At 69.1% G+C, this 24,251-nt stretch carries 20 protein-coding genes, 5 tRNA genes and 3 pseudogenes; 12 read left to right on the plus strand and 16 right to left on the minus strand.

The window, feature by feature from the left end:
* Positions 1 to 172: 172 nt before the first annotated feature.
* Positions 173 to 667 (minus strand): annotated as a pseudogene (locus HGBR_RS00050) (HAD-IC family P-type ATPase); the annotation flags it as partial.
* 73 nt (positions 668 to 740) lie between these two features.
* Here HGBR_RS00050 and HGBR_RS00055 point away from each other — a divergent pair.
* Positions 741 to 1,004: pseudogene (locus tag HGBR_RS00055) on the plus strand (transposase); the annotation flags it as partial.
* 193 nt (positions 1,005 to 1,197) lie between these two features.
* Here HGBR_RS00055 and HGBR_RS00060 read toward each other — a convergent pair.
* Positions 1,198 to 1,274, minus strand: a tRNA-Ile gene (locus HGBR_RS00060).
* 151 nt (positions 1,275 to 1,425) lie between these two features.
* Between HGBR_RS00060 and HGBR_RS00065 the strand changes: the two genes are divergently transcribed.
* On the plus strand, positions 1,426 to 1,917 hold the full coding sequence (locus tag HGBR_RS00065; protein ID WP_019157293.1) for a DUF3145 domain-containing protein: 492 nt from the start codon (positions 1,426 to 1,428) through the stop codon (positions 1,915 to 1,917).
* Positions 1,918 to 2,029: 112 nt separating this feature from the next.
* On the opposite strand, the gene HGBR_RS00070 is transcribed toward HGBR_RS00065, so the two are convergent.
* Positions 2,030 to 2,821, minus strand: a complete 792-nt coding sequence (locus HGBR_RS00070) for a thioesterase family protein (protein WP_019157294.1) — start codon at positions 2,819 to 2,821, stop codon at positions 2,030 to 2,032.
* Between the two features lie 155 nt (positions 2,822 to 2,976).
* Here HGBR_RS00070 and HGBR_RS00075 point away from each other — a divergent pair, with 155 nt between their 5' ends.
* Positions 2,977 to 3,930 carry an Fpg/Nei family DNA glycosylase gene (locus HGBR_RS00075; RefSeq protein ID WP_019157295.1) on the plus strand — a complete coding sequence of 318 codons (954 nt, stop codon included), beginning with the start codon at positions 2,977 to 2,979 and terminating at the stop codon, positions 3,928 to 3,930.
* A 51-nt stretch (positions 3,931 to 3,981) separates the two neighbouring features.
* On the opposite strand, the gene HGBR_RS00080 is transcribed toward HGBR_RS00075, so the two are convergent.
* Complete coding sequence (locus HGBR_RS00080; protein WP_019157296.1) at positions 3,982 to 5,241, minus strand: EAL domain-containing protein; 1,260 nt, start codon at positions 5,239 to 5,241, stop codon at positions 3,982 to 3,984.
* Positions 5,242 to 5,315: 74 nt separating this feature from the next.
* Positions 5,316 to 6,863, minus strand: coding sequence for an MFS transporter (locus HGBR_RS00085; RefSeq protein WP_019157297.1), 1,548 nt, complete (start codon positions 6,861 to 6,863; stop codon positions 5,316 to 5,318).
* Positions 6,864 to 6,956: 93 nt separating this feature from the next.
* Between HGBR_RS00085 and gluQRS the strand changes: the two genes are divergently transcribed.
* Positions 6,957 to 7,886, plus strand: a complete 930-nt coding sequence (gene gluQRS, locus HGBR_RS00090; RefSeq protein WP_019157298.1) for a tRNA glutamyl-Q(34) synthetase GluQRS — start codon at positions 6,957 to 6,959, stop codon at positions 7,884 to 7,886.
* On the opposite strand, the gene HGBR_RS00095 is transcribed toward gluQRS, so the two are convergent.
* Both HGBR_RS00095 and HGBR_RS15700 read right to left on the minus strand, forming a co-directional pair.
* Entirely contained in the window at positions 7,852 to 9,129 is a 1,278-nt protein-coding gene (locus HGBR_RS00095) for a glycosyltransferase (RefSeq protein ID WP_019157299.1), read from the minus strand. The genes gluQRS and HGBR_RS00095 overlap by 35 nt on opposite strands.
* Complete coding sequence (locus HGBR_RS15700) at positions 9,098 to 10,045, minus strand: DMT family transporter (protein WP_019157300.1); 948 nt, start codon at positions 10,043 to 10,045, stop codon at positions 9,098 to 9,100. Before HGBR_RS15700 ends, HGBR_RS00095 begins: the two co-directional genes overlap by 32 nt.
* 160 nt (positions 10,046 to 10,205) lie before the next feature.
* Between HGBR_RS15700 and HGBR_RS00105 the strand changes: the two genes are divergently transcribed.
* Positions 10,206 to 10,278: transfer RNA gene (locus HGBR_RS00105), tRNA-Asn, on the plus strand.
* Between the two features lie 154 nt (positions 10,279 to 10,432).
* Here HGBR_RS00105 and HGBR_RS00110 read toward each other — a convergent pair.
* From HGBR_RS00110 to aceE, 6 genes are all read right to left on the minus strand, one after another.
* Positions 10,433 to 11,674, minus strand: coding sequence for a beta-ketoacyl-[acyl-carrier-protein] synthase family protein (locus HGBR_RS00110; RefSeq protein ID WP_019157301.1), 1,242 nt, complete (start codon positions 11,672 to 11,674; stop codon positions 10,433 to 10,435).
* A gap of 76 nt (positions 11,675 to 11,750) precedes the next feature.
* Positions 11,751 to 12,002, minus strand: a complete 252-nt coding sequence (locus HGBR_RS00115) for an acyl carrier protein (protein ID WP_019157302.1) — start codon at positions 12,000 to 12,002, stop codon at positions 11,751 to 11,753.
* Positions 12,003 to 12,113: 111 nt separating this feature from the next.
* Positions 12,114 to 13,115 (minus strand): beta-ketoacyl-ACP synthase III, encoded by a 1,002-nt coding sequence (locus tag HGBR_RS00120; protein ID WP_019157303.1) that lies wholly within the window; start codon positions 13,113 to 13,115, stop codon positions 12,114 to 12,116.
* 27 nt (positions 13,116 to 13,142) lie between these two features.
* Complete coding sequence (locus HGBR_RS00125; protein WP_019157304.1) at positions 13,143 to 14,063, minus strand: ACP S-malonyltransferase; 921 nt, start codon at positions 14,061 to 14,063, stop codon at positions 13,143 to 13,145.
* A gap of 50 nt (positions 14,064 to 14,113) precedes the next feature.
* Positions 14,114 to 15,331: a PucR family transcriptional regulator gene (locus HGBR_RS15705; RefSeq protein ID WP_051013271.1), complete on the minus strand. Its 1,218-nt coding sequence runs from the start codon at positions 15,329 to 15,331 to the stop codon at positions 14,114 to 14,116.
* Between the two features lie 141 nt (positions 15,332 to 15,472).
* Positions 15,473 to 18,241 carry a pyruvate dehydrogenase (acetyl-transferring), homodimeric type gene (gene aceE, locus HGBR_RS00135; protein WP_019157306.1) on the minus strand — a complete coding sequence of 923 codons (2,769 nt, stop codon included), beginning with the start codon at positions 18,239 to 18,241 and terminating at the stop codon, positions 15,473 to 15,475.
* A gap of 228 nt (positions 18,242 to 18,469) precedes the next feature.
* Between aceE and HGBR_RS00140 the strand changes: the two genes are divergently transcribed.
* From HGBR_RS00140 to HGBR_RS00150, 3 genes are all read left to right on the plus strand, one after another.
* On the plus strand, positions 18,470 to 18,898 hold the full coding sequence (locus HGBR_RS00140) for a DUF3052 domain-containing protein (protein WP_019157307.1): 429 nt from the start codon (positions 18,470 to 18,472) through the stop codon (positions 18,896 to 18,898).
* On the plus strand, positions 18,895 to 19,341 hold the full coding sequence (locus HGBR_RS15710) for a redoxin domain-containing protein (RefSeq protein ID WP_019157308.1): 447 nt from the start codon (positions 18,895 to 18,897) through the stop codon (positions 19,339 to 19,341). The genes HGBR_RS00140 and HGBR_RS15710 overlap by 4 nt, the downstream gene beginning before the upstream one ends.
* 112 nt (positions 19,342 to 19,453) lie before the next feature.
* The gene (locus HGBR_RS00150) at positions 19,454 to 19,846 is read left to right on the plus strand and encodes an HIT family protein (RefSeq protein WP_019157309.1); all 393 of its coding nucleotides are present in this window, start codon (positions 19,454 to 19,456) and stop codon (positions 19,844 to 19,846) included.
* On the opposite strand, the gene HGBR_RS15715 is transcribed toward HGBR_RS00150, so the two are convergent.
* The gene (locus HGBR_RS15715) at positions 19,791 to 20,357 is read right to left on the minus strand and encodes a TetR family transcriptional regulator (RefSeq protein ID WP_019157310.1); all 567 of its coding nucleotides are present in this window, start codon (positions 20,355 to 20,357) and stop codon (positions 19,791 to 19,793) included. The genes HGBR_RS00150 and HGBR_RS15715 overlap by 56 nt on opposite strands.
* Before the next feature lie 129 nt (positions 20,358 to 20,486).
* On the opposite strand from HGBR_RS15715, the gene HGBR_RS00160 reads away from it, so the two are divergent.
* Both HGBR_RS00160 and HGBR_RS19710 read left to right on the plus strand, forming a co-directional pair.
* Positions 20,487 to 20,563, plus strand: a tRNA-Pro gene (locus HGBR_RS00160).
* Between the two features lie 129 nt (positions 20,564 to 20,692).
* Positions 20,693 to 20,777, plus strand: a tRNA-Ser gene (locus tag HGBR_RS19710).
* A 108-nt stretch (positions 20,778 to 20,885) separates the two neighbouring features.
* On the opposite strand, the gene HGBR_RS00165 is transcribed toward HGBR_RS19710, so the two are convergent.
* On the minus strand, positions 20,886 to 22,517 hold the full coding sequence (locus HGBR_RS00165) for a hypothetical protein (RefSeq protein WP_020693879.1): 1,632 nt from the start codon (positions 22,515 to 22,517) through the stop codon (positions 20,886 to 20,888).
* A 278-nt stretch (positions 22,518 to 22,795) separates the two neighbouring features.
* On the opposite strand from HGBR_RS00165, the gene HGBR_RS00170 reads away from it, so the two are divergent.
* Together HGBR_RS00170 and HGBR_RS20970 are read left to right on the plus strand one after the other, a co-directional pair.
* A tRNA-Val gene (locus tag HGBR_RS00170) sits at positions 22,796 to 22,872 on the plus strand.
* Positions 22,873 to 22,936: 64 nt separating this feature from the next.
* Positions 22,937 to 23,071: a hypothetical protein gene (locus HGBR_RS20970; RefSeq protein ID WP_261795095.1), complete on the plus strand. Its 135-nt coding sequence runs from the start codon at positions 22,937 to 22,939 to the stop codon at positions 23,069 to 23,071.
* Positions 23,072 to 23,470: 399 nt separating this feature from the next.
* On the opposite strand, the pseudogene HGBR_RS20600 reads toward HGBR_RS20970, so the two are convergent.
* A pseudogene (locus HGBR_RS20600) lies at positions 23,471 to 24,025 on the minus strand (recombinase family protein); the annotation flags it as partial.
* Between the last annotated feature and the right edge of the window lie 226 nt (positions 24,026 to 24,251).

Below are 24,251 nucleotides of genomic sequence, written 5' to 3' on the forward strand. Positions count from 1 at the left end.
CGATGACACGCTTGTCCGCCTCATTGCTCGGTCAACCGCTCTGCCGAGTTCCCTGGTCTGATCTCGAAGCGGTTTCGACGCCTTCCGGAACCCACTCGATTCTCTCCGGTGGCGGGCCGCCGTGTCATCGGATCACGTTGCTGCTTCTGGTGCCCTTTCGTCAACAGGGCGGTCAGTGGTGAGTCGCTGTCGCCGCCTGGGTGGTGACAGGATGCTCGGCCGGAGTTGCGGCCAAAATTGCGGGATCAAGGTTGATGCGGCGCAGGAGCTGGGCGTTGAGCGCGACGACGATCGTCGACAGCGACATCAGGATGGCACCGACTGCCGGGGACAAGACGAACCCGACGGGCGCGAGGATGCCGGCGGCCAGGGGGACAGCAAGGACGTTGTAGTCGGTGGCCCAGACCAGGTTCTGGACCATTATGCGGTAGCTGGCCCGGGACAGGTCGATCATCGACAGCACGGCGCGTGGGTCGTTACCAGCCAATACAACGCCGGCTGATTCCATCGCGACGTCTGTTCCGGCACCGATGGCGATGCCGACTTCGGCGCGAGCCAGAGCGGGGGCGTCGTTGACACCGTCACCGACCATCGCCACAGTCTGCCCGCGGCGCTGCAGCTCGATGACCTTGGTGTCCTTGTCCTGCGGGAGGACGTCGGCGAACACTGAGGTGCTCTAGAGATTTCGGACAGTGGCCCCAATAGAATTGGGGTTGCGTAGAAAGTGAGATTTTGTCCGAATGTCTACCTCTCGTCGTCGCTACAGCCAGGAGTTCAAGGACCAGCTGTGCGAGGAAGTGATCTCCCAGCAGAAGACGATCCGCTCGGTCGCTGATGCCTACGGCATCGGCGCTGAAACCCTGCGGAACTGGGTCAAGAAGTACAAGGCCGCCCACGGCGAAGATGAAGCCCAGGCGCCGCTGTCCGGCTCCGAACGAGCCCGGTTGGCGGAGCTGGAGCGGGAGAACCAGCAGCTGCGCGCCGAAGCGGCGTTCCTAAAAAAGCTGTACGAGTCTGGCCTGGCTAGCGACTACTGATCGCGACCGCGAAGTTGCCATGAAGTTGCCACTCACTTTGAGAACCCGGCTGGAATATGCTGAATGCATAGACCGTCATGTCTGTCAAGTTATGTTGCTCTTGCGCATGCAGAAACCCCCGCGATCCCAGTGTTCAAGCGGGATTGCGGGGGTTGTGAAGTGGTGCCCCCGGCGGGACTTGAACCCGCGACCAAGGGATTATGAGTCCCCTGCTCTGACCAGCTGAGCTACAGGGGCGAGGACGATGAGCGGCGGACCGCGTCACCAGCGAGGATCCCGTGTCGGGAGACCCCCGCATCGCCACTGCCTATAGTACAATGACCGCATGCCGCCTCGGCACGGATCGTAGGGGAAGACGTATCCGGGAATGAGGAGGCAACAGATGGATATGACTCAGGGCGTGCTCTTCGTCCACTCAGCACCTCGTGCGCTGTGCCCACACATCGAGTGGGCCGCGGGCGGGGCCATCGGCGCGCAGGCGAAGTTCGACTGGTCGGAGCAGCCTGCCGCACCGGGACAGTACCGCGCGGAGATCTGCTGGAAGGCTCCGGCGGGTTCCGGTGCCCGCATCGCATCCGCACTGCGCGGATGGGACGGTGTGCGCTACGAGGTCACCGAAGAGCCCAGTGAGGGCGTCGACGGCGGCCGCTGGAGCCACACGCCGGCACTGGGCATCTACCACGCCGTGACGGACGCGCACGGCAACATCGTCGTGCCCGAGGACGTCATCCGCACCGTCCTCGCCCGCTCCGCCGGCGACCCGATCGAGATGGCGACGGAGATGGAACGCGTGCTGGGCCAGGCCTGGGACGACGAGCTGGAGTCCTTCCGCTACGCCGGGGACGGCGCGCCCGTCCGCTGGCTCACGAAGGTTGGCTGACCCGACCGAATCCGTCCCCGCGGGGACGCCCCTCCTCATGCAGGCGGCGGCACCACATCAGTGGTGCCGCCGCCTGTCCCCATTCACAGGGGCCGGATCATCTGCCAGTGCTTCAGATGTCCTGTGCGACCATCGCCTGCAGCGCGACGCCGATCCGCCCGCGCTGATCGGAGAGCACATCGTGGACGATCCCGCCGTGGCCAGCGGACGCGCGTGACGCGGCGTCCATCTGCAGCCACTCGCCCTCCAGATCGCGATTCAGGGCCACATGCAGGTCGCAGTTGATGAACCGGTGGCGGGCGGGATCGAGGGAGAACGTCACGCCGCCCCCGGAATCCGCCAGCACGAGGACGCGCTGCCAGGGCGTGGGCTCCTCACCCTCGACCAGTGCGACCAGCTGCCGGCCCCAGACGCGGGACGCACCTCCCGTTCCCACGCCTCCCTCGACGAACCGCCACTCGACCGACTGGGAGTAGCCGGCGGCGGACGATCCCGGGATGAGCGACTCGATGCGGGTCGTGTCCTCTGGCGGGCCCTCCACTCCGTCGTCGATCGTCTCTGCCAGGGGAGGGAAGTCCTCCGGCGCCCGCACGATCCTCCAGGCGCGCGCGGTGATCGCCGGGCGCCCGTCGTCCGTGAGCGCCTGCGCCTCCAGCAGCTCCATCGACCGGCCGCCGCGCAGTGTGCGCACGGAGACCGTCAGAGGTGCGACCGGGATCGGACCCAGGATGTCCGTCCGCACGTCTGCCAGACGCGTGTTCTCCCGCGGCTCGTGGAGCTCCATCGCGCGTGCCAGCAGCGCGGACGGCGGCCCGGCGTGCTGCGCGTCCGGACTCCACGGTCCGGCGGTGGCGGGCGTCGACTCGAAGCGGTCTTCGTCGAGCGTCCGGTAGAACGGGTCCATGCAGGCTCCTCCTCATCGAGCGGATCATGCTCCTGATCGAGCGATCACTATCTGCGAGTCTGCCACACGGGTCCCGCGCCCTCCACCGGTCCGATCTGCGACGGGGCCGTCCTAGGATGGAGGCTGCTCCCGTCACCTGCGAAAGGGTCGTCCCGGTGCCCGAAGGCCATTCCGTCCACCGCATCGCCGCGCGCTTCCGCTCCCAGATGGTGGGCAGCACCGTGGCTGTCACGTCCCCGCAGGGACGCTTCGCCCAGGGGGCCGCCCTGCTGGACGGGCGGGAGCTGGAGGACTGCTTCGCGGTGGGCAAGCAGATGTTCGCCCGGTTCACCGGTGACCTGCACCTGCGCGTGCACCTGGGCATCTACGGCGCATGGGACTTCGCGACCCTCCAGCGGGAGGCCGCACTGCACGCGGATCGGGAAGGACAGACCGGCACGTACGCCGCGGCGTCCGGCGGGTCGATGGGCGCGCCCCGTGTCTCCCGTGTGAAGGCGGGCGAGGAGGAGCGGGCGACCACGGCCTCGGCAGCGGGGGAGACGTGGCCGCCGGACCCGGTGGGTGCCGTCCGCGTGCGCCTGCTCACCGACCGCGTGTGCGCCGACCTGCGCGGTCCCACCGTCTGCGAGGCCATCACTCCGGCGGAGACCGCCGCCCACCTCGACCGGCTGGGCCCCGACCCGGTGGTCGACGGCAAGCGCCGCGGCTGGACGCGGTTCCGCGACAAGGCGGCCCACCGGCGCACCCCCATCGGCGGTCTCCTCATGGACCAGTCGATGGTCGCGGGGATCGGAAACATCTACCGCGCGGAGATGCTCTTCCGCGCCGGCATCGACCCGTACACGCCCACCTCCCGACTGCGGGAGGACCAGCTGCGCGCGCTCTGGGACGACTGGTGCCACTTGCTGCCGATCGGCATCGAGACCGGCGTCATCGTCACCCGCACCGGGCTGCGCGGTCGCGCGAAGCAGGCCATGCTCGATTCCGTGGCGGACCGGCACCACGTGTACGGCCGCGCGGGCGAGCCCTGCCGCGTGTGCGGCACGCCCATCAGCCTCGCGGAGATGCAGGGGCGCAAGCTCTACTGGTGCGCCGGCTGCCAGCACTGATCCGGTGCCGCTGACCTCGCCGGCGACTGTCGCCGAGGCCGCGGTCGGCTCTCAGCGCAGGGCGCGGATCCTGCTCATGACGGACCGGGCCGCGTCGACGCACGCGTAGCGCTCCGTCGTCACGTGCACGTCGAACTCCGTGCGCCCGTCCGGGCCGGGGGCGGGACGGCGCTTGGCGACCGTCATGCCGGACCAGTCCGGGCCCACCATGATGCTCGCGTACTCCTCGCCCAGGGGGTCCGAGGTGTCGACGGTGCCGCCCCACGCCGCCGGAACGGGTGGTGAGTCGAATCCGTTCGACAGCATGACCGTGTAGCCGGCGCTGTCCGCGATGCGCGAGTAGCGGTCGATCGTGGTCTGCGGGAGCTCGTCGAGGCCTGCGAAGACGCCGATGACGACGGCGGAACGGCCCGCCGTGAGGGTGCGGTCCTCCAGCGAGCGCAGCTGGGCGTCCAGCATGTCCGCGTCCATGACCATCGGATCGCGGCGCAGCGCCTGGGCGATCGTGAACGGGGTGCCCTGTGCCGGCAGGTTGCGGGTGAAGTGGGCTGCGATCGGGTCCTCGCGCGTCGCATCGACGGGGGTGGGGGTGCGGGACGGCGCTCCGAAGCGGGTGCCGGTGCCGAACCGGGCGCCCATCGCGCGGGCCCGGTGCACGTCCGCGTCCGTCTCGATGCCGTCGGCGATGATGATCGCGTCCGTGCGCTCGACGTGCGCGTGCAGGAGGCGGACGAGCTCTGCGATGTGGACGGGGTCCTCGATCTGGAGCACCTGGCGGTGCAGCATGACGACCGACGGGTTCACGAGCGGCAGGAAGGCCGTCGTCGTGAGGTCCATGCCGATCGAGGACATCCCGATGCCCCAGCCCAGCGATCGTGCCTGCCGCACGGACCGCAGCGTCATCGCCGGTGCCATCGCGATCCGCTCCGGATGGAGGTGGAGGATCGCGGAGCGGTCCGGCTCGCCCGTGCGGTCCTCGACGGTCACGAGCGACTGCGGCTCCGTCGTGAGGAGGAGGCGGTTGTTCGCGGGCAGCTCGAGCCGCTGCGCCTCGCGCAGCGCGATCGCCCGCAGGGAGGAGTCGAAGTCACCGGCCAGGGGCGACTCGCGGACCGCGCGACGCACCGCGACGAAGTCCTCCATCTCGAAGGAGTCGACCTCTGCGCTCGTGTGGAACACCCGATGCGCCACGACCGCATCCGTCTCGAGATCGACGACGGGAGCGAAGCTGGTGGTGATGAGACCCGAGCGGACGAGCCTCTCCAGATCGAGGTCCGAATCCAGGCGCGCTGAGGCTTCGGTCGTTCCCACAGAATCGTTCCCTTCACATGTCCTCGGTCGCCGTCCAGTGTCTCATGGGGCAGGGGACGGACGCGTGCTCGGGGTCACAGACCGTCGCGGCGGGCGCGTCGGCCCTGCACCAGATCCAGCACTCCCACGGCCCCCGCACACGCGACGATGAGGAGGACCACGCCGAAGCCCGCGATGAAGGCGAACATCCAGCCGTGCGCCGGCAGCACCGTGAACACGATGCCCGTGATCATCGCAATGCCGATCGATGTCGCGACGCGCTGACCCGTCTGCATGACACCGCCGGCCGATCCGGCGTAGCGCAGCGGCACCTCCGCCAGGGTGAGCGTCTGATTGGGGCTGATGACGAGCGCCTGTCCCACTCCCTGGAGCGCCAGCGAGCCCAGCAGCCACCATTCGCTGATGCTCGCGCTGTAGTGGAGGACGACGACCAGGATCGAGAGGCTCAGACCGGTCATCGCGAACACGAAGCCCCACAGCACCAGCGGCCGCCCGATGCGCGTGATGTGACGACCGGCGATCGGCGCGAACACCGCGTTGGCCAGTGCGGACGGCAGACCGATGAGGCCCGCGGCCAGGGCCGTGTGCCCCAGACCGTTCTGCATCCAGAGGGCGAGGACCACCCAGACGCTCGTCATGCCCAGGAAGTAGACGGAGACGAGCACCGTCCCGTTCGTGTAGGAGCGCGTGCGGAACAGATCGAGGTCGACCATGGGTGCGCGTCCGGCCGCCTTCGTGCGCTTCTCCCACCACGCCCAGCCGGCGATGAGCACGATCCCGGCCGGCAGGCAGGCCCAGATGCCCGTGCCCACGGCACGCTCGACGAACGGGAGCATGACGAGCAGTGTGCCCGCACCCAGGAGGATGACGCCCACCGGGTCCAGGTCGATGACGCGGTGCAGTCCGGTCCGCAGGCGCGACGCGCGCGGGTGCTCCGTCACGGCCCCGGCGCTCTGGTCGCTCTGCGCGACCGAGCCCGCGGGGTCCTGCCCCTCCACCGCACGCCAGGCGGAGCGGGGCAGCCACAGGAATGCTCCGACGACGGCGAGGACGACGAACGGCACATTCACGAGGAACGAGGACCGCCAGCCCCAATCCTCCCCGAACACCGCGACGAGGACCCCGCCCAGGACCGGTCCGATCGCGACGGAGACACCGATGATCCCGCCGAAGAGTCCGAAGGCCCGGCCGCGCTTCGCGCCCGCGAAGTACTGCTGGATGAGACCGGTCACCTGCGGATTGATGAAGCCGGACCCCAGTCCCATGACGACTCGGGCGAGGTTGAGGGTGAGGGCATCGCCGGCGAGGCCCGCGACGAGGGAGCCCGCTCCGAAGAGCACGAGCCCCGCGACGAAGATCCGACCGCGTCCGTAGATGTCCCCGGCCCGGCCCGCCGCGACGAGCACGACGCCGAAGGCCAGCGCGTAGCCGGTCAGCACCCACTGGAGTGCGGTCGACCCGGCGTCCAGCGATGACTCGATCGAGGGGAGGACGACGTTGACGATGGACACGCTCAGCAGCGACAGGAATGCGACGATCAGGGTGACGGCCAGGATGCGGCTCTGCTCGGCCGTGAAGCCGTCCGGTTCCGCTGCTGAGGGTGACGCGGCGGATTCTCTCACCCCTCCCTTATATGCCCGGGCGGTCGCGGGGGCAACCGCACGGACCGCGGCGGAGAGCGAACTCACGGAGCCGCGACCACTAGGGTGGGTCGCATGCTCGCACCGGCCGGACGCTTCGCCCCCTCGCCCAGTGGGGATCTCCACATCGGCAATGTGCGGACCGGGATCCTCGCGTACCTGTGGGCGCGCACGACCGGCCGGCACTTCCGCTGGCGGATCGAAGACCTCGACCGGGTGAGCCCCGGTGCCGCCCAGCGCCAGCTCGCGGAGTTCGAGGCGCTGGGCGTGAGCGTCGACGGTCCGATCGTGCTCCAGTCCGACCGCCTCGCGCACTACGAGGCGGCCTGCCGCGGTCTCGAGGCGCGCGGTCTCGTCTACGAGTGCTACTGCTCCCGCAAGGACATCCAGTCCGCGCCCAGCGCGCCCCACGCGCCCCCGGGCGCCTACCCCGGCACGTGCCGGAACCTCACGGAGTCGGAGCGGGAGTCGGCGCGCCGACGACTGGCGGACGCGGGCCGGGCGCCCGCGCTGCGTCTGGCCACGGACCGGTCCGAACGACCGGTCGAGGACGCGCTGCTGGGCACGCTCACCGCCCACATCGACGATGTCGTGCTGCGGCGCGGCGACGGTGTGTGGGCCTACAACCTCGCCGTCGTCGTCGACGACGGGGACATGGGCGTCGACCAGGTGGTCCGCGGGGACGACCTCGCGTCGTCCGCGCCCCGACAGGCGCTGCTGTGCGACCTGCTGGGCCTCCCCGTGCCCGCGTACGCGCACGTCCCCCTGGTCCTCAACCCCGCAGGTGCGCGCCTGGCCAAGCGGGACGGCGCCGTCACCGTGGCCCAGCTGACGGAGCGGGGATTCGACGTGTGGGGCTGGGTCGGCACGTCACTGGGCTTCGGCCCGTGGCGCGGCATCGACGACGCACTGGCGGAGTTCGACCCGGCGGGACTGAGCCGCGAGCCGACGGTCTTCGACCCGCCGCCCCTCAGCCCCGCGGAGTCTGCGCCCGGGCGTCGATGACGGACCGGTAGACCTCTTCGTACCGGCCGATCGTGCGCCGGATGTCGTGGTGGGCGGCGATCTCCTGCGACACCTCGCCCATCGCCCGCCGCTCCTGCGCCGAGGCCGCGACCACCTCCGTGAGTGCCCGCGCCAGATCCTGTGGATCCCGGGGGCGGAAGAGACGGCCGTTCACCCCGTCGCGCACCAGGTGGGGGAGCGCGACCGCATCGGCGAGCACGACCGGCAGTCCGGACGCCAGCGCCTCGAGCGTCGCGATCGACTGGAGTTCTGCGGTCGACGGCATGCAGAAGACCGTCGCCTGTCGATACTCCTCATCGAGCTGCGCATCGCTGATCTTGCCCAGCACGTGCACGCGATCACCCACGCCGTGCTCCTGCGCCAGTCGCGGCAGCACGTCCTCCTGATCCCCTGCGCCCACGATCCGGGCCTCGAGGCCCAGGGCGGGGTCCATGAGGGCGAGGGCCTCGACGATGTCCTGGGGGCGCTTCTCCTGCGACAGTCGACCCACGAAGAGGACGGTGGGAGCGGAACCGGCGGCGGCCTCGGCGACGGGGTCGACATCGTCGAACCGGGCCAGATCGATCCCGCAGCTGATCGCCTCGACGGGGTGGTCGAAGCCGTTCTCCGTCAGCAGGTCGCTGGCCAGCTGGGTGGGGACGGTGATGTGGTCCGCGCGCTGGAAGCGGCTGCGCAGATCCCACCAGGCGAGCCGTGCGGCGGTGTCGAGCAGGCGCCGGGGCGCGCGCACGTACGGGCGCACGTTGTCCGGCATGAAGTGGTTCGTCGCGACGACCGGGATGCCCCGCCGCCGGGCGTGCGTGATCGCGTAGCGGCCGATGACGAAGTGGGCCTGCGTATGGACGACATCGGGGCGGATGTCGTCCAGCAGCTGCGCGACCGCCGGTCCCGTCTCCCACGGCATGCAGATCATCCACGTGGGATGCAGCGGCCAGTGGTGGGAGAGGATCCGGTGGATGCGGACGCCGTCCTCCCAGTCGTGGCTGGGGATGCCGGAGGCGGAGGGCGCGATGACGTGGACCTCGTGCCCATGGGCGGCCAGGCCGGTGGCGAGACGGTTGGCGAAGGCGCCGGCACCGTTGATCTCCGGCGGATACGTCTCCGCCGCGAGGACGATCCGCAGCGGGCGGTCGTGGCGGCGGGACGGCGGGGAGCCTTGAGAGCGGGACTCGGAGGGCTGGGGCGAGGGGTCAGCGGCGGGCAGGATCGGGCACCTCGTCATCGGTTCCGGCGCCCCGGGCGGGGCCGTGCTTGCGGTGGGAGCGGCGGGCCTCGGCCTCGACCGCGTCGGGGTGGTGCTTGGAGAGGACGACCACGGCTGCACAGGCGAGGACGCCGAAGGCGGCCATGCCCAGCAGCGGCAGGACGGCGGCGTCCGCGGCCTCGCCCAGGAGCGTCGCGCCCAGCACGACCGCGATGATCGGGTCGATGACGGTGAGGCCGGCGATGACCATCTCCGGGGGGCCTGCGGAGTACGAGGACTGCACCAGCCAGGAGCCCACCAGGCCGGATGCCGCCAGCGCGATCGCGTTGAGCCACGGCAGGGAGGCGAGCCCCTCGACGAAGCCGGTCGCGACGATGTGGGAGCTCACGACGTGCATGTTGGTCGCGCAGAACGCGAAGAGGACGCCCGCGCCGCTGATGAGCAGCAGCTGTCGCGGGTGGCGGATCGTGAGGATCCCCACGAGGGCGACGGCGGTGCAGGCCAGTGCCAGGAGGGCGAGCACGTGCGCCTCGCGGCCGCTGGTGGGCGAGGAGGTCGCCACGAGGGCGGAGACCGTCACGAAGCCGGTCACGCCCACGACGCAGACGGCGACCGCGGCGACGATCGAGCGGTCGATGCTGAGCCCGCGGTGCAGGACGCCCAGCAGGATCGAGATGACGAGGGAGAAGGCACCCACCGGCTGGACGACCATGACCGGCGCCAGCGACAGTGCGATCACGTTCGCCACCACGCCCGCCCCCAGGGTCAGCAGTCCCGTCACCCAGTACGGGGAGCCCAGCAGGCGCAGGATCGTCCTCAGCCGCAGGGGTCCGGGCTCCGTCGCGACCCCGGACACGCCCCGATGCTGGAGGAGCGCCCCGTAGGCGAGTGAGACGGCCGACAGCAGAGCCAGGCCGATGGCGAGGAGAGTCATCGGCTCTACGATACTGATTCCCCCTGAGCCGACGCTGATGGACGGGCGCGGGAGGGGGTGTGACGTCCCGCACGAGTGGGGCAGGATGACCGGTGGCGCTTTGCGTGCGCGCAGAGGGGCTGATAGAGTTTCAACTCGTGTTCGCCCGTGCGGACACCATTCCTCCGTAGCTCAGTTGGCAGAGCATTCGACTGTTAATCGAAGGGTCGCTGGTTCGAGCCCAGCCGGGGGAGCAGACAGGAAGGCCAGGCGGTTGCATCCGCCTGGCCTTCGTCGTTCCCGCGTCGGGCTGCTGCGCCGGCTCGGTGGAGACACGACAGAGGGGCCGGTGCGCTGCACCGGCCCCTCTGTCGTGTCTCTCGGCACCCGCGGGCACCGCGACGTGTGTCAGACGCTCGTGAAGGCGACGACCGCGTTGTGGCCGCCGAATCCGAACGAGTTGGTGATCGCCGCGATGTCGCCGTCCGGCAGCTGCCCGGGCGTGTCGCGGACGATGTTGAGGTTGACCTCCGGATCGACCGTCTGGATGTTGATCGTCGGAGGAGCCTGGCGCTCCTGGAGGGCCTTCACCGTGAAGAGCGCCTCGAGTGCACCGGCACCGCCCAGGAGGTGGCCCGTCATCGACTTCGTGGCGGAGAACAGCGCGTCGTCCACCGCATCGCCCAGCAGACGGTTGACTGCGATGGACTCCGGGATGTCGCCCACCGGGGTCGACGTCGCGTGGCCGTTGATGTGCCTGACGTCCGCCGGCTGGATGCCCGCGGATTCGAGGGCATCGTGCATCGCGCGGATGGACCCGGCGCCCTCCGGCTCTCCCGCGGTGATGTGGTACGCGTCGTTCGACGTGCCGAACCCTGCGAGGCGGGCGTAGATCTGCGCTCCGCGGGCGCGGGCGTGCTCCTCGCTCTCGAGGATGAGGGCGGCACCGCCCTCGCCCATGACGAAGCCGTCGCGGTCGACGTCGAAGGGACGGGACGCGGTCTCGGGCGAGTCAGTGCGGCGCGACAGGGCGCGCATCGACGAGAACGCGGAGAGGGTGATGGGGTGCACCGCGGACTCGGCGCCGCCGGCGATGACGACGTCGGCCTTGCCCGAGCGGATCATCTCGAGGGCGTGGCCCACGCTCTCCGTCGAGGAGGCGCAGGCGGACACGACCGTCTGGACGACGGCGCGCGCCTTGAAGTCCATGCCGATCGCGGCGGCCGGGGCGTTGGGCATGAGCATGGGGACCGTCAGCGGCATGACCCGCCGGGTGCCCTCCTCCTGCAGCGTGTTCCACGCGTCGAGGAGCGTCCACACGCCGCCGATTCCGGTGGCCCAGGAGACGGCGAGGCGCTCGGGCTCGACCTCGGGCGTGCCCGCGTCCTCCCAGGCCTCGCGAGCGGAGATGAGGGCCAGACGGCTGGCCGGGTCGAGGCGCTTCGCCTCGACCTTCTTCAGACGGTCGTCGACGACGGTGGGATCGACGGTGGCGGCGAAATCGACGGGCAGTTCGTACTTCTGGGCCCAGTCGTTGTCGAGTGTGTGCGCACCGCTGGTGCCTGCCAGGGCGGCCTGCCATGTCTCCTGGGCGGTGCTGCCCAGGGGGGTGACGGCACCGATACCGGTGACGACGACAGTGGATGTCATGGTGTGGAACCTCGTCGAATCGTTGAGTGGGGCCTCCGCGGGGCCGGGGTCGCCGACCCCGCGGAGAGGAAGCAGATCAGGCCTGCTGGGCCTTGACGATGTAGTCCACCGCGTCCTGGACCGTGACGAGGTCCTTGACGTCGTCGTCCGGGATCTTCACGCCGAACTTCTTCTCGGCGTTCACGACGATGGTCATCATGGAGATGGAGTCGATGTCGAGGTCGTCCGTGAACGACTTGTTCGCCTCGACCGCGTCGGTCTCCAGGCCGGTCTCCTCGTTGACGATCTCCGCCAGGCCGGCGAGGACGTCAGCTTCGCTGTATGCCATTTTCTATCCTTCTCTCTTCTTCCCGCCGGGAGCTGCGAGCACCGCGGCGGCTTGCAGGAAACGTGATTCGACGACGATCCCAGGAGATCTTACGTCATGGTCTCCGAACGGTCAGGGCAGAACGACGACCTGCGCGCCGTAGACCAGACCGGCGCCGAAGCCGATCTGGAGGGCGAGCGTGCCGTGCAGCTCCGGGTGCTCCCGCAGCAGTCGCTCCGTGGCCAGGGGGATGGACGCCGAGGACGTGTTGCCGTTGTCCGCGATGTCCCGTCCGACGAGGACCGACTCCGGCAGCTTCAGCTGCTTGGACAGCTCGTCGATGATCCGCATGTTCGCCTGGTGCGGGATGAAGGCGTTCAGGTCCGCCGCGGTGACCCCCGCCGCGTCGAGCGCCTGCTGGGCGACCTCGGCCATCTCCCACACGGCCCAGCGGAACACGCTGGGACCGTCCTGGCGGAGGGTGGGGAAGGGGGCCTCGGGATCGTTCTTCATGTCCAGGAACGAGTTGGTGACGCGGATCGTCTCCCAGTTCTCGCCCTTCGAGCCCCAGACGCTCTGGCCGATGCCGGGCGTGTCGGAGGACGACACGATGACCGCGCCCGCGCCGTCGCCCAGCAGGAACGAGATCGAGCGGTCGGTGGGATCCACGAAGTCGGACAGCTTCTCCGCACCGATGACCAGCACGTTGTCCATGACGCCGGAGCGGACGAGGCCGTCGGCCTGCGCGATCGCGTAGCAGTAGCCGGCACAGGCGGCGGAGATGTCCCACGCGGGGACCGGCCCCGTGCCCAGGCGCTGCGTGAGCGCGGACGCGGCGGACGGGGTGGGGACGCCGAATGTGACGGTCGCGATGATGATGCCGCCCACATCGGACGGCTTGATGCCCGCGTTCGCGATGGCCTCGGAGGCTGCTTCCTCCGACATCTCCAGCACACCCACATCCGCGCCCGCGCGGTGGCGGGTGATGATGCCGGTCCGCTGCCGGATCCACTCGTCGGACGAGTCGATGGGGCCCACGAGGGCCTCGTTGGGCACGGCGTGCTCCGACCGGTAGCCGCCGATCCCGGCGATCCGCGAGTAGGTGGAGGCGGGGGTCGTTGTCAGTGTGGTCACGGGGAGTCCTTCCCAGAGGGTGTGAGCTCAGGCGCCCGAATGGGCGCGGACGAATTCGCGGGCACCGTCGATGTCATCGGCGGACTTGACGGGGAAGACCTCGACGCCCTTCATGGCGCGCTTCGCCAGGCCGGTGAGCGTGCCTCCGGGCACCAGTTCGAGGATGCCGGTCACGCCCGCCTGGACGAGGGTCTGCTGGCACAGGTCCCAGCGGACGGGGTTCGTCACCTGCGAGACGAGCAGCTGCAGGTAGTCCGCGCCGGATCCCACCGGCGTGCCGTCCGCGTTCGTGAGGATCGTGATCGCGGGGTCCGCCGGCTGCAGGGACGCCGCGACCTCTGCGACCGCCTCCGAGGCCGGGGCCATGAACGAGGTGTGGAAGGCTCCGGCGACCTTGAGGGGGATGACGCGGGCACGCTCGGGTGGGTTCGCCGCGAACGCCTCGATGCGGTCCTGCGCCCCCGCCGCGACGGTCTGACCGCCGCCGTTGACGTTGGCGGGTTCCAGGCCGGCGTCTGCGATGGCCCGGAGGACGTCGTTGGGCTCGCCGCCCACGACGGCCGCCATGCCGGACGGTGCTGCGGCGGCTGCGGCCGCCATGGCCGTGCCGCGTGCGCTCACCAGTCGCATGGCGTCCTGGTGGGTGAGGACGCCCGCGATCGCGGCGGCGCCGATCTCGCCCACGCTGTGGCCGGCGACGATGTCCGTCGACAGCGCGTCTCCGAAGATCTCCGCGTGAGCGGCGATCGCGGAGGCGACCAGCAGCGGCTGCGCGACCGCGGTGTCCGTGATCGTCGCATCGTCCGAGGTGGTGCCGTGGGTGCGGAGGTCGATCCCCGCGGCCTCTGCGAGGGTGTCGAGAGTGCTGGCGAAGCCGGGGAGCTCCAGCCAGGAGCTGAGGAATCCGGCCTTCTGGGCGCCCTGTCCGGGGCAGGCGGTGACTAGCACGAGCAGTGATATCCCATCGTTCGATTCAATGTCGCAGACTACGACAGCTGTCAGATTCCTGGTGTCGGATTGTGGGAGAGCGATAACTGTCCCACTGAGGACAGTCGACCGAGCACCAACGCGATCCGGATGACGAAGGCGGATCGGGACTCCGTCGGATCGTGCCCGATGAGGCCCGTGATCTTCTTGAGGCGGTACCGGACCGTGTTGGGGTGGACGTGCAGCGACCGACCGGTCGCCTCGAGCGAGCCGCCGTGATCGAGGTAGGCGGTGACCGTCTCCAGCAGGCTGCCGCTGCCGGCCGCCAGCGGTGCGTGGACACCGTCGATGAGGGCGGTGACGGCACTGTCGTCGCCGGCGATCGCACGTTCCGGCAGCAGCTGGTCCGCGTGGACCGGGCGGGGCGTCGACTGCCACGCCGAGGCCGTGCGCAGGGCCCAGAGGGCCGACGCCGCTGAGGTGCCGGCCTCGGCGAGCGTCGAGACCTGCGGGCCCACGACGACGTCGGAGGGGCCGTAGTAATGGGAGAGTGCGAGGGCGGCGGCCTCGAGGTCGTCGGCACCGCCCAACACGATGAGCAGGCGGTCGTCGTGCACGCCCACCAGCACGTCCTCCGCCCACTTGCGGGCCGCCCGGCGGATCTCCGAGATGCTCTTGTGGGCGGAGCGCCGCGGGGCGCGTCCGATGAGGACGGCCACGCTGCCCTGCGACTGCCAGCCGAAGGCGGCGGAGCGGCTGGCGAGCTCGTCGACGGAGTCGCCGCGCACCAGCGCGTCGATCACCATCGCCTCGAGGCGCGCGTCCCAGCTGCCGCGGGCCTCCGCCGCGCGCGCATAGATATCGGCAGCCGCGAACGCGACCTCGCGCGAGTAAACGAGGACCGCCTCCTTGAGTTCGGCCTGCGCCTGGGGCTGCGCCAGATCCGGCACGCGCTCCTCGACGACCTCGACGACGACTCGCAGCAGCTGCAGGGTCTGCTGGAGGGAGACCGATCGGACCAGCTCGCGGGGTGCGGAGCGGAACACGTCGAGGACGCCGCGCAGGGGGGTGGAGGGGTCCTGGTACCAGGAGATGAAGGACGAGATCCCGGACTTCGCGACGGCGGACACCCACTGCTTGTCCGCAGGGTCCATACCGCGGAACCAGGCGAGCTGCGCTTCCAGCCGCTGGGTCACGACCTTGCCCAGCTGCTCCTCGCGGGTCTGCAGCCTGCGGGCGGTGTCGGCGCGGCCCGAGGTGCCGCGACGGGATGAGGTGGATGCCAGCATGAGGGTCACACTATCGTCTGCCGGCCCCTATTGCGTTGTAGACACTGCACAATCGAAGACGAATTCCGGTTCGCCCGTGAATCGCCGCGGGGCCGGCGCGCTGCAGCAGCGCGCCGGCCCCGTCCACGGGTGCGGTCCTCGTCAGGCCGCTCCGCCCTCCAGCGAGCCGGAGGTGCCGGCGGTCGGGTCGTCCAGCTTGTACTTCTTCGCGGCCTCCGCGGCCACGGAGATGTCGAGCTCACCTGTGTCCGCGAGGCTGATGAGCGCCTGGACCGCGATGGACGGGCCGTCGATGAGGAAGTGACGGCGGGCGGCCGGACGGGTGTCCGAGATGGCGTAGCCGTCCGCACCCACCGAGGTGTAGTGGTTCGGCACGTACTGGCGGATCTGGTCCTGGACCGCGCGCATGTAGTCGCTCGCGGCGACGACCGGGCCCTTGGTGTCCTTGAGCGCCTTCGTCACGTACGGGACACGGGGCAACGCATCCGGGTTGAGCAGGCGCTCCTCGTCCGCGGCCAGGCCGTCGCGGCGCAGCTCGCTCCACGACGTGACGGACCAGATGTCCGCGCTCACGCCCCAGTCGTCGGCCAGCAGCTGCTGCGCCTCGTACGCCCACGGGACGGCGACGCCGGATGCCAGGAGCTGCACGGTGGGGCCGTCCGTCTCCGGGCCGTCCTCCAGCTTGTACATGCCCTTGAGCAGACCGTCGACGTCGAGCTTCTTGGGCTCCTTGGGCTGCAGCATCGGCTCGTTGTAGAGCGTGATGTAGTACAGGACGTTCGGATCGGCCGCCGGTGCGTCCGCGTCCTGTCCGTACATGCGCTCCAGGCCCGCGCGGACGATGTGTCCCACTTCGTAGCCGTAGGCGGGGTCGTAGGCGACGACGGACGGGTACGTGGAAGCCAGCAGGTGCGAGTGGCCGTCGCCGTGCTGCAGGCCCTCACCCGTCAGCGTCGTGCGGCCGGCCGTGGCGCCCAGCACGAAACCGCGCGCCATCTGGTCGCCGGCGGCCCAGAAGAAGTCGCCGGTCCGCTGGAACCCGAACATCGAGTAGAAGATGTAGAACGGGATCATCGGCTCGCCGTGCGTGGCGTACGAGGTGCCCACGGCGGTGAGCGCCGAGGTGGCGCCCGCCTCGTTGATGCCCACGTGCAGCAGCTGCCCGTCCGTGGCCTCCTTGTAGGCGAGGAACAGGTCGCGGTCGACGGAGATGTAGTTCTGCCCGTGCGGGTTGTAGATCTTCGCGGTGGGGAAGAACGAGTCCATGCCGAACGTGCGGGCCTCATCCGGGATGATCGGCACGATGCGGTGCCCGATCGACTTGTCGCGCATGAGGTCCTTGAGGACGCGCACGAAGCTCATCGTCGTGGCGATCGGCTGCTTGGTGGATCCGCGGCGGGCGGCGTCGTAGGCCTTGTCGCCGGGCAGCTCGATCTGGGTGTACTTCGACCGGCGCTCCGGGGTGTATCCGCCCAGCTTGCTGCGGCGTTCCTGGAGGTACTGGATCTCCGGCGAGTCCTCGCCCGGGTGGAAGTACGGAGGCTTCTTGGGGTCCTCCTCCAGCTGCGCGTCCGTGATCGGGATGGAGAAGTGATCGCGCGCCAGCTTGAGGTCGTCGATCGTCATCTTCTTCATCTGGTGCGTCGCGTTGCGGGCCTCGAACGACGGTCCCAGCGAGTAGCCCTTGACCGTCTTCACGAGGATGACCGTGGGCTGACCGGTGTGGTTCATCGCGGCACGGTAGGCGGCGTACACCTTGCGGTAGTCGTGGCCACCGCGCTTGAGGTTCCAGATCTGCTCGTCCGTGAGGTTCTCGACCATCGCCTTGGTGCGCGGGTCGCGGCCGAAGAAGTTGTCGCGGACGAAACCGCCGTCCTCAGCCTTGTACGTCTGGTAGTCGCCGTCCGGCGTCTGGTTCATGAGGTTGACCAGTGCGCCGTCGCGGTCCTTCGCCAGCAGCGCGTCCCACTCGCGCCCCCAGACGACCTTGATGACGTTCCAGCCGGCGCCGCGGAAGAAGGACTCCAGCTCCTGGATGATCTTGCCGTTGCCGCGGACCGGTCCGTCGAGGCGCTGGAGGTTGCAGTTGATGACGAACGTGAGGTTGTCGAGCTCCTCGTGGGCCGCGACGTGCAGCATGCCGCGGCTCTCCGGCTCGTCCAGCTCGCCGTCGCCCAGGAAGGCCCACGTGTGCTGCTGCGAGGTGTCCTTGATGCCGCGGTTGTGCAGGTACTTGTCGAACTGCGCCTGCGTGATCGCGTTCATGGGGCCGATGCCCATGGACACGGTGGGATGCTCCCAGAAGTCCTGCATCTGACGCGGGTGCGGGTACGAGGGCATGCCCAGGTTCGTGCCGTCGACGATGCGGCTGGCCTGCTGGCGGAACCCGTCCAGCTGGTCGGCGCCCAGACGTCCCTCGAGGTAGGCGCGGGCGTACATGCCGGGGGAGGAGTGGCCCTGGTAGAAGACGTGGTCGCCGCCGCCGGGATGGTCCTTGCCGCGGAAGAAGTGGTTGAGCCCCACCTCGTAGAGGGTCGCCGAGGAGGCGTAAGTGGAGATGTGCCCGCCCACCTCGATGCCCGGTCGCTGCGAGCGGTGCACCAGCATCGCGGCGTTCCAGCGGATCCAGCGGCGATAGGTGCGCTCGACCTCCTCATCGCCGGGGAACCAGGGCTCCTCCTCCGGGCTGATCGTGTTGATGTAGTCCGTGGCGGTGAGGCTGGGGACGCCCACATTGCTCTTGCGTGCGCGATCGAGCAGGCTCAGCATGATGTAACGGGCGCGCGTGGGGCCGGCCTCTGCGATGAGTCCGTCCAGCGATTCCAGCCACTCGCGGGTCTCCTCCGGATCGATGTCCGGGATCTGGCTGGGAAGCCCGTTGAGGATCGGTCCTCCAGGATTCGTCGGCACGGCTTTCCTCCTCATCGATAGGGAGGTGCTGGGTCTCAGCACCAGCGGGAGCGGCAGTGCTCTGCTCGGGGAGCAGTGCAGGTGACCGCGATCCCGCTCTGGGGTTCCTTCAAGCATATGACGAGTGGCGCGCGCTGGGGTCTGCTGGACTGTGTCGTTCGCCTCTCTGTCCGGCCGGATGATGGTGCCGCCGTTTGCCCCCTGGGCGGGGATGTGGAGAATGGTCGCATGAGCACTTCTGCCTCAGAGAGGAATACTCACGACTCCGTTCCGACCCCACTCAACGTCAAGCGGGGACAGTACATCCAGGAGATCGGCTACGACGACGACGTCGATCAGGAACTGAGGGAAGCGCTCGAAGCCGCGCTGGAGGAGGAGCTCGCGGACGAGGACGTCGATGACGTCTTCGATGCGATCATCATGTGGTGGCGCAGCGACGACCCCGACCTCACGGATGCGATCGTGGACGCGCAGACGACCCTGGCGGACGGTGGGGTGCTGTGGCTGCTCACGCCCAAGCCCAACCGCGACGGCCACATCCGACCGGCGGACATCTCCGACGCCGCCCCCACCGCGGGCATGCACGTGACGTCGACCGTCAGTGCGGCCCCGGACTGGTCGGGCTATCGCCTGGTCGGCAAGAAGTCCTACGGGTGATCCCCCGGGTCCTGCCGGACCTCCTTCTGCCCGCCCATACGGGTGAGGACCTCTCTATCAGGCCGTCCGGTCCCGACGGTCGGACTCTGCTGGTCTTCGTCCCCCACGCCTTCACGCCCGTCTGCGGATCCGAACTCCGGACCCTCGCAGAGCTGGCGCCGCGTCTGCGGGAGGGTGGGACTGAGCCCGTGGTCGTCTCGTGCGACACCAAGTACACACTGCGCGCCTGGGCGCAGGACCAGCTGGGGGAGCGGTGGGACGTTCTCCCGCTCCTGTCCGACTTCTGGCCGCACGGCGACGTCTCGCGGCAGTGCGGCGTCTTCGGCGACCGGCACGGCGGGCCGCGACGCATCGCCCTGCTGGTGGCGGAGGAGGGGGCCGTCGTGGACGAGGAGTCCACGGATATCGGCAGGCCCCGCGACCTCGGGCGCTTCCTCTCCTGAGGCGACGCTCCGGGCGATCCGCGGACACGTGTGCCACGGGCGTCCGGCGTCGCTAGGCTGGGCGCGACAGCACCGCAGGGGCGCTCCCGCCCGGACAGTTGGAGGAGTACACGTGGCAAGCCTGTTCACACGGATCATCGACCGCGAGATCCCCGGAGTGTTCGTCCACGAGGACGACCTCTGCGTCGCCTTCCTCGACGTGCAGCCCATGACGGAAGGACACGTCCTGGTGGTGCCCCGGCAGGAGGTCGGTCACTGGGTCGACCTGGACGACGCGCTCTCCGCGCACCTGTTCGCCGTCGCGAAGAGGATCGGCGGGGCGCAGATGGAGGCCTTCGACTGCGAGCGCATCGGACTGCTGGTCCAGGGCTACGAGGTGCCCCACGTCCACATCCACGTGTGGCCCACGAACTCGTTGGCGGACTTCGACGGGAAGCGCCGCGCGGACTTCACGGACGCGGAGGTGCTGGAGCAGGCGGCTGCGAAGCTCCGTCCTCTCCTCTGACTTCCGACTCCGGGAGGTCGGGGGCCAGGAGGCGCTCGATCCCGGTCCGGAAGGAGGCCTCGGCGGCATCGTCGGGGCCTCCTTCCGCATCCGGGAGCGTCCCGAAGAGGGAGCGGGACTGCTGGACGGCGATCGACCCCAGGACGTACCGGGGGACGAGGTCACAGGCGGGCGCGGGCAGGCTCGTGAGGGAGGCCGGCAGGACAGCGGGTCCCGAGTGCGCGAAGGCGAGCAGGACGATGTCCGCGCTCTCCCGATAGCGCAGCAGGACCCGTCGATAGCGGAGGATGCCGTCGATCGGGTCGCAGCCCTCGCTGAACATGTCCGCCTCCTGTGCGATCCGCTGCGCCAGCAGGACGAACAGGGACTGCTTGTCCGCCACATGCCAGTAGAGCGCGGACGGTTGGACCTCCAGCTCCCGTGCCAACCTGCGCATCGTGAGGTCGCCCAGACCGAAGTCCGCGAGGATGCGCAGGGCGGCGCTGGTGACGATGTCAGGCGTGAGAGCCATGGTCCTCCGGGGTCACGGTGGCGGGTCTGTTCTGTGAGGCACCTTACGCTGTCCCCGATTAGGACTTCACCCCCGGTACTGGTTAGACTGTCTCTCGCTGTCAGGGTTCCGCGGAGCCGCAGACAGCGCCGGGATATGGCGCAGCTTGGTAGCGCGCCTCGTTCGGGACGAGGAGGTCGTGGGTTCGAATCCCGCTATCCCGACCAGCGGAAATGCCGGGTTGTCACTCACGTGACAGCCCGGCATTCTGCTTCTCCGGCAGCGACGCCGGAGGGGTGGAGGCGCGTGCGCGCGCGTGTGGAATAATGGCGTGGCGTCGGCTTGGACCGACGCAGGGTGAGTTGACAGAGCGGCCGAATGTGACGGTCTTGAAAACCGTTGAGGTGCAAGCCTCCCAGGGTTCGAATCCCTGACTCACCGCAGCTGTGCGCACCACGATGGACCGGGGCGCACGGAAGGGGGTGGTCCGCAGTGATCTGCGGGCCACCCCCTTCGTCGTCTCAGTCGCGGGTGCGACCGGGGCGGGTGTCAGACGTCCGTGCGGCGACGGGGACGCGAGCTGATCATGACCGTCGCGGCGCCCACGGTCATGAGCCCGGCGGCGACGATCCCCAGGACCCCGGCCTCGGTGCCGGTGCGCGGCAGCTCGTCGCCGCCCCGGCCGTCGTCTCCGGCCTGACCCGTCACGGTGAACGTGTCACCCACGGTCTCGCCGCCGCAGGAGATGCGGACCTTCCAGGTGCCGACGTAGTCGGAGGCTCGATCACCGGTGCCGTAGAAGGAGAATCCGGCGGTGCCGTCCTCGTCCGCCTCAAGGCCGTCCGCGTAGGCGACGTCGTCCGTGCCCGGCCAGAAGACCTCGAGATCGACGGTCTGGCCCGGTGTGCAGTCGCGTGCCGTGACCTGGACACCGCGGTCGTAGTCGATGAACGCCGCAGCGCTCAGCTCCTTCGGGTCGACGGTAACGGACGGATCGGCGGCCTCATCCTGGCTGTCGTCGTCCTGATCGTCCTGATCGTCCTGATCCTGACCGCCGTCGTCCTGGCCGTCGTCGTCCTGGCCGTCGTCGTCCTGACCGTCATCTTCGCCGCCCTCGCCCTGGTCGTCGTCATCGTCGTCGGCATCGCCCACGACGAACTCGACATCGGCCTGGTCCAGCACCTCGTCGTCACCGTCGAGCAACTCCACGCGGTAGGTGCCGGCGAGCGCGTCCGCCAGGTAGTCGCCCGACCACTCGATGAAGTAGCTGCCGCTGGCATCGCCGTTCTCGTCCGAGTGCGCGGTGAACTCCGCCTCGAGGTCTGGGTTCTCCGCAGGCGGGACGACGCGGAACGTGTAGGACGTGTCCGGCTCGAGGCCGGACGCGCGGATCTGGAGGCCGCGGTCGCCCGGCTCCTCGCCCTCCGGCACCATGACGTCGTCGACCTCGATGGACCCGGGGACATGCAGCTCAGGATCGAACTCGGGCGCGTCGTCCTCTGTATCGTCTGTGATCTCGAAGGACCCGGTCGCCACGGATTCCCCTGCGGAGTTCTCCACCGTGACGGTGCGGGATCCCACGAGGGCGGAGACGTCGGTCCCCTCCGGCACCTCGATCGTATAGCTCTGCTGCGCGGCGCCGTCCTGGACGTCCAGCGAGTAGGTATCCGAATCCTCGGGGCCACCTGCGACCTCGAGGGTGTACTCCTGATCGTCCTGCAGGCCGGAGACGGAGATCGACGCACCGGCGGGTGCGTCCTCGCCGGTGACGTAGGCGACGTCGGACAGCGGTGCGTCGCCGGCGTGGACGGTGACGTCCTGCTGATCGGCCTCGGGCTCTTCAGTCTTGGTGGCCTCCGGTGTCGGTTCCTCTGTCGGGGTCTCCGAGGGCACCGGAGTCGGCTCCGCCGGTTGCGTCTGGGTCGCGGTCGGGGAGGGGTCGGAGGTCGGCTGGGGTGGAGAGTCCTGACCGCCGTCGTCCTCTCCGGAGGACTTCTGGGACTTCTCCGAGGCCTCGGACTTCTTGTGGGCGGTCGGTTCGTCGGTGGGTGCCGTCGTCTGCTCGACGGTGAGCGTGCTGGCGTCGCCCTCGTCCTGCGCGAACGCCGTGACGGGGGTCAGGACGAGCCCCGCCGCGGTGAGCGAGGCGAGCACGGCAGGTGCGAGTGTGTGCTGCTTCATGAGGGTGACTCCATCTTCTTCGAAACGCGGGCACGGCACCCGGTCTGGTGTCGACCGTCCTCCTCGCGAAAGGAAGCGACCGCTTGCTCACGACTGTAGGAATCTCGAGAGGTCCGAACAATTAATGGTCGTTGTGGTCAGGGTCACTGACCGAACTGTCACCTGAGGGCCGTGTCCGTGATGTTCCTGTGATGTGCACGGGGGTGGCCGCGGCGCTCGCGATGGAGTGCTCGACCAGTGTGTCGTCTGTGACATACTTGAGCCGCCGCTCGCGGCAGGGGCCTATAGCTCAGTTGGTCAGAGCACCTCGTTTACACCGAGGGGGTCGGGGGTTCGAGTCCCTCTGGGCCCACCAGAAGATCGTTGTTCAAACCAACGACATCACCGGTTTGAGTTCCAGATTCCGCCGTCCGTCCTTGGTGGCGGACGGCGAGGGTCTGGACGTCGGGGTTGAAGAAGACGTTGAACGGCACGCCGGGGTCGCCGTCGATGGTGTCGTCGTCGAAGACGATGAGCTTGTCGAAGAAGGCTTGGTTGGCGATCCGGCGCAGTGAGTCATCGATGCTCATGTAGATCGCGTGCATGTCGCCTGCGAGGGCGAGGCAGTCGTCCAGGTGCGCTTTGGCTTGTTCGTACTCGATGTCTCCGGCGCTGATCTGCGCGTCGAGGAACGCGAGCCGTCGAGCGATGCGGTCCTGCTCACTCCCCAGGAGGTCGAGGGGCACGGCGCCGGCATAGTGGGCCTGCCTGAGCTTCTGGCGTTCATCGCGGAGCGTGTCGCGTTCGATCTTGTAGGCATGGGCTTCCTGTCTGGCGACCTCGTGGAGCCGGTCGAACTCGCTGGTGACCAGCTCGCGGAGTGCGGGCAGGACGTGCTCGGGTATCTGTATGCGTCGGTAGTAATCCTCCACGGCGGCTTCGATGTCGGGCACGAACATGGATTTGCGTTCGCAGTTGGTGCGCTTGGCGTGCCGTCCGGTGCACATGAAGTAGGGGTAGACGACCCCGCGGCGGCTCTTGGCGTTGGTCAGCGTCAAGCGCGAGCCACACTGCCCGCAGTACAGGGTGCCTTTGAGGTAATGGTCATGGCTCTGGGTCTTCTCCCCGGAGGTCTGATGGGCGGTGAGCACGGCCTGGACCCGGTACCAGACCTCGGGCGCGACCAGCGGTTCGTGTAGGCCGTCGTAGCTGGCTCCGCGGAACCGGACGCTGCCCTTGTAGTAGGGGTTGGTCAGCATCTTGTGGATCGTGGACAGCACCGGCGTCTTGGACGGCCGCTTCGGGGTCGGCACGGTGGTCAGGCCACGATCGATGAGTTCCTCGCGCAGACTGATCGTGGAGTAGTTGCCGGTGGCGTAGGCCTCGAACGCCCACTTGACCAGGGGTGCCCTCTCGGGGTCGATCTCGACGGTGCGGACTTCCGGGCCGAGTTCGTCACGGCGGGTGACATTGAGGTAGCCCATCGGGGCTTTGCCGTTGGTGCCGCCATTGAGTGCTTTCTGGTTCATGCCCTTGGAGACCTCGCCGGCGAGGTTGCGGGAGTAGAACTCTGAGGTGAACCGTCCTGGGTTTCGTTCCTAGACGGCAGTTAAAGTACCGACCTGTCTTGCCACGGTTGCAAAGTGCTCAGCTTCGACCTCGGCGGGAGTCCGATGGCCGAGCCCTTCATGCAGCCGGCCGGTGTTCCACCAGTGCACCCAGTTCATCGTCGCGAACTCCACCTCAGTTAGCCCT

Origin of the sequence: Brevibacterium senegalense, from assembly GCF_000285835.1 — a bacterium.
GTDB classification, from domain to species: Bacteria; Actinomycetota; Actinomycetes; order Actinomycetales; family Brevibacteriaceae; genus Brevibacterium; species Brevibacterium senegalense.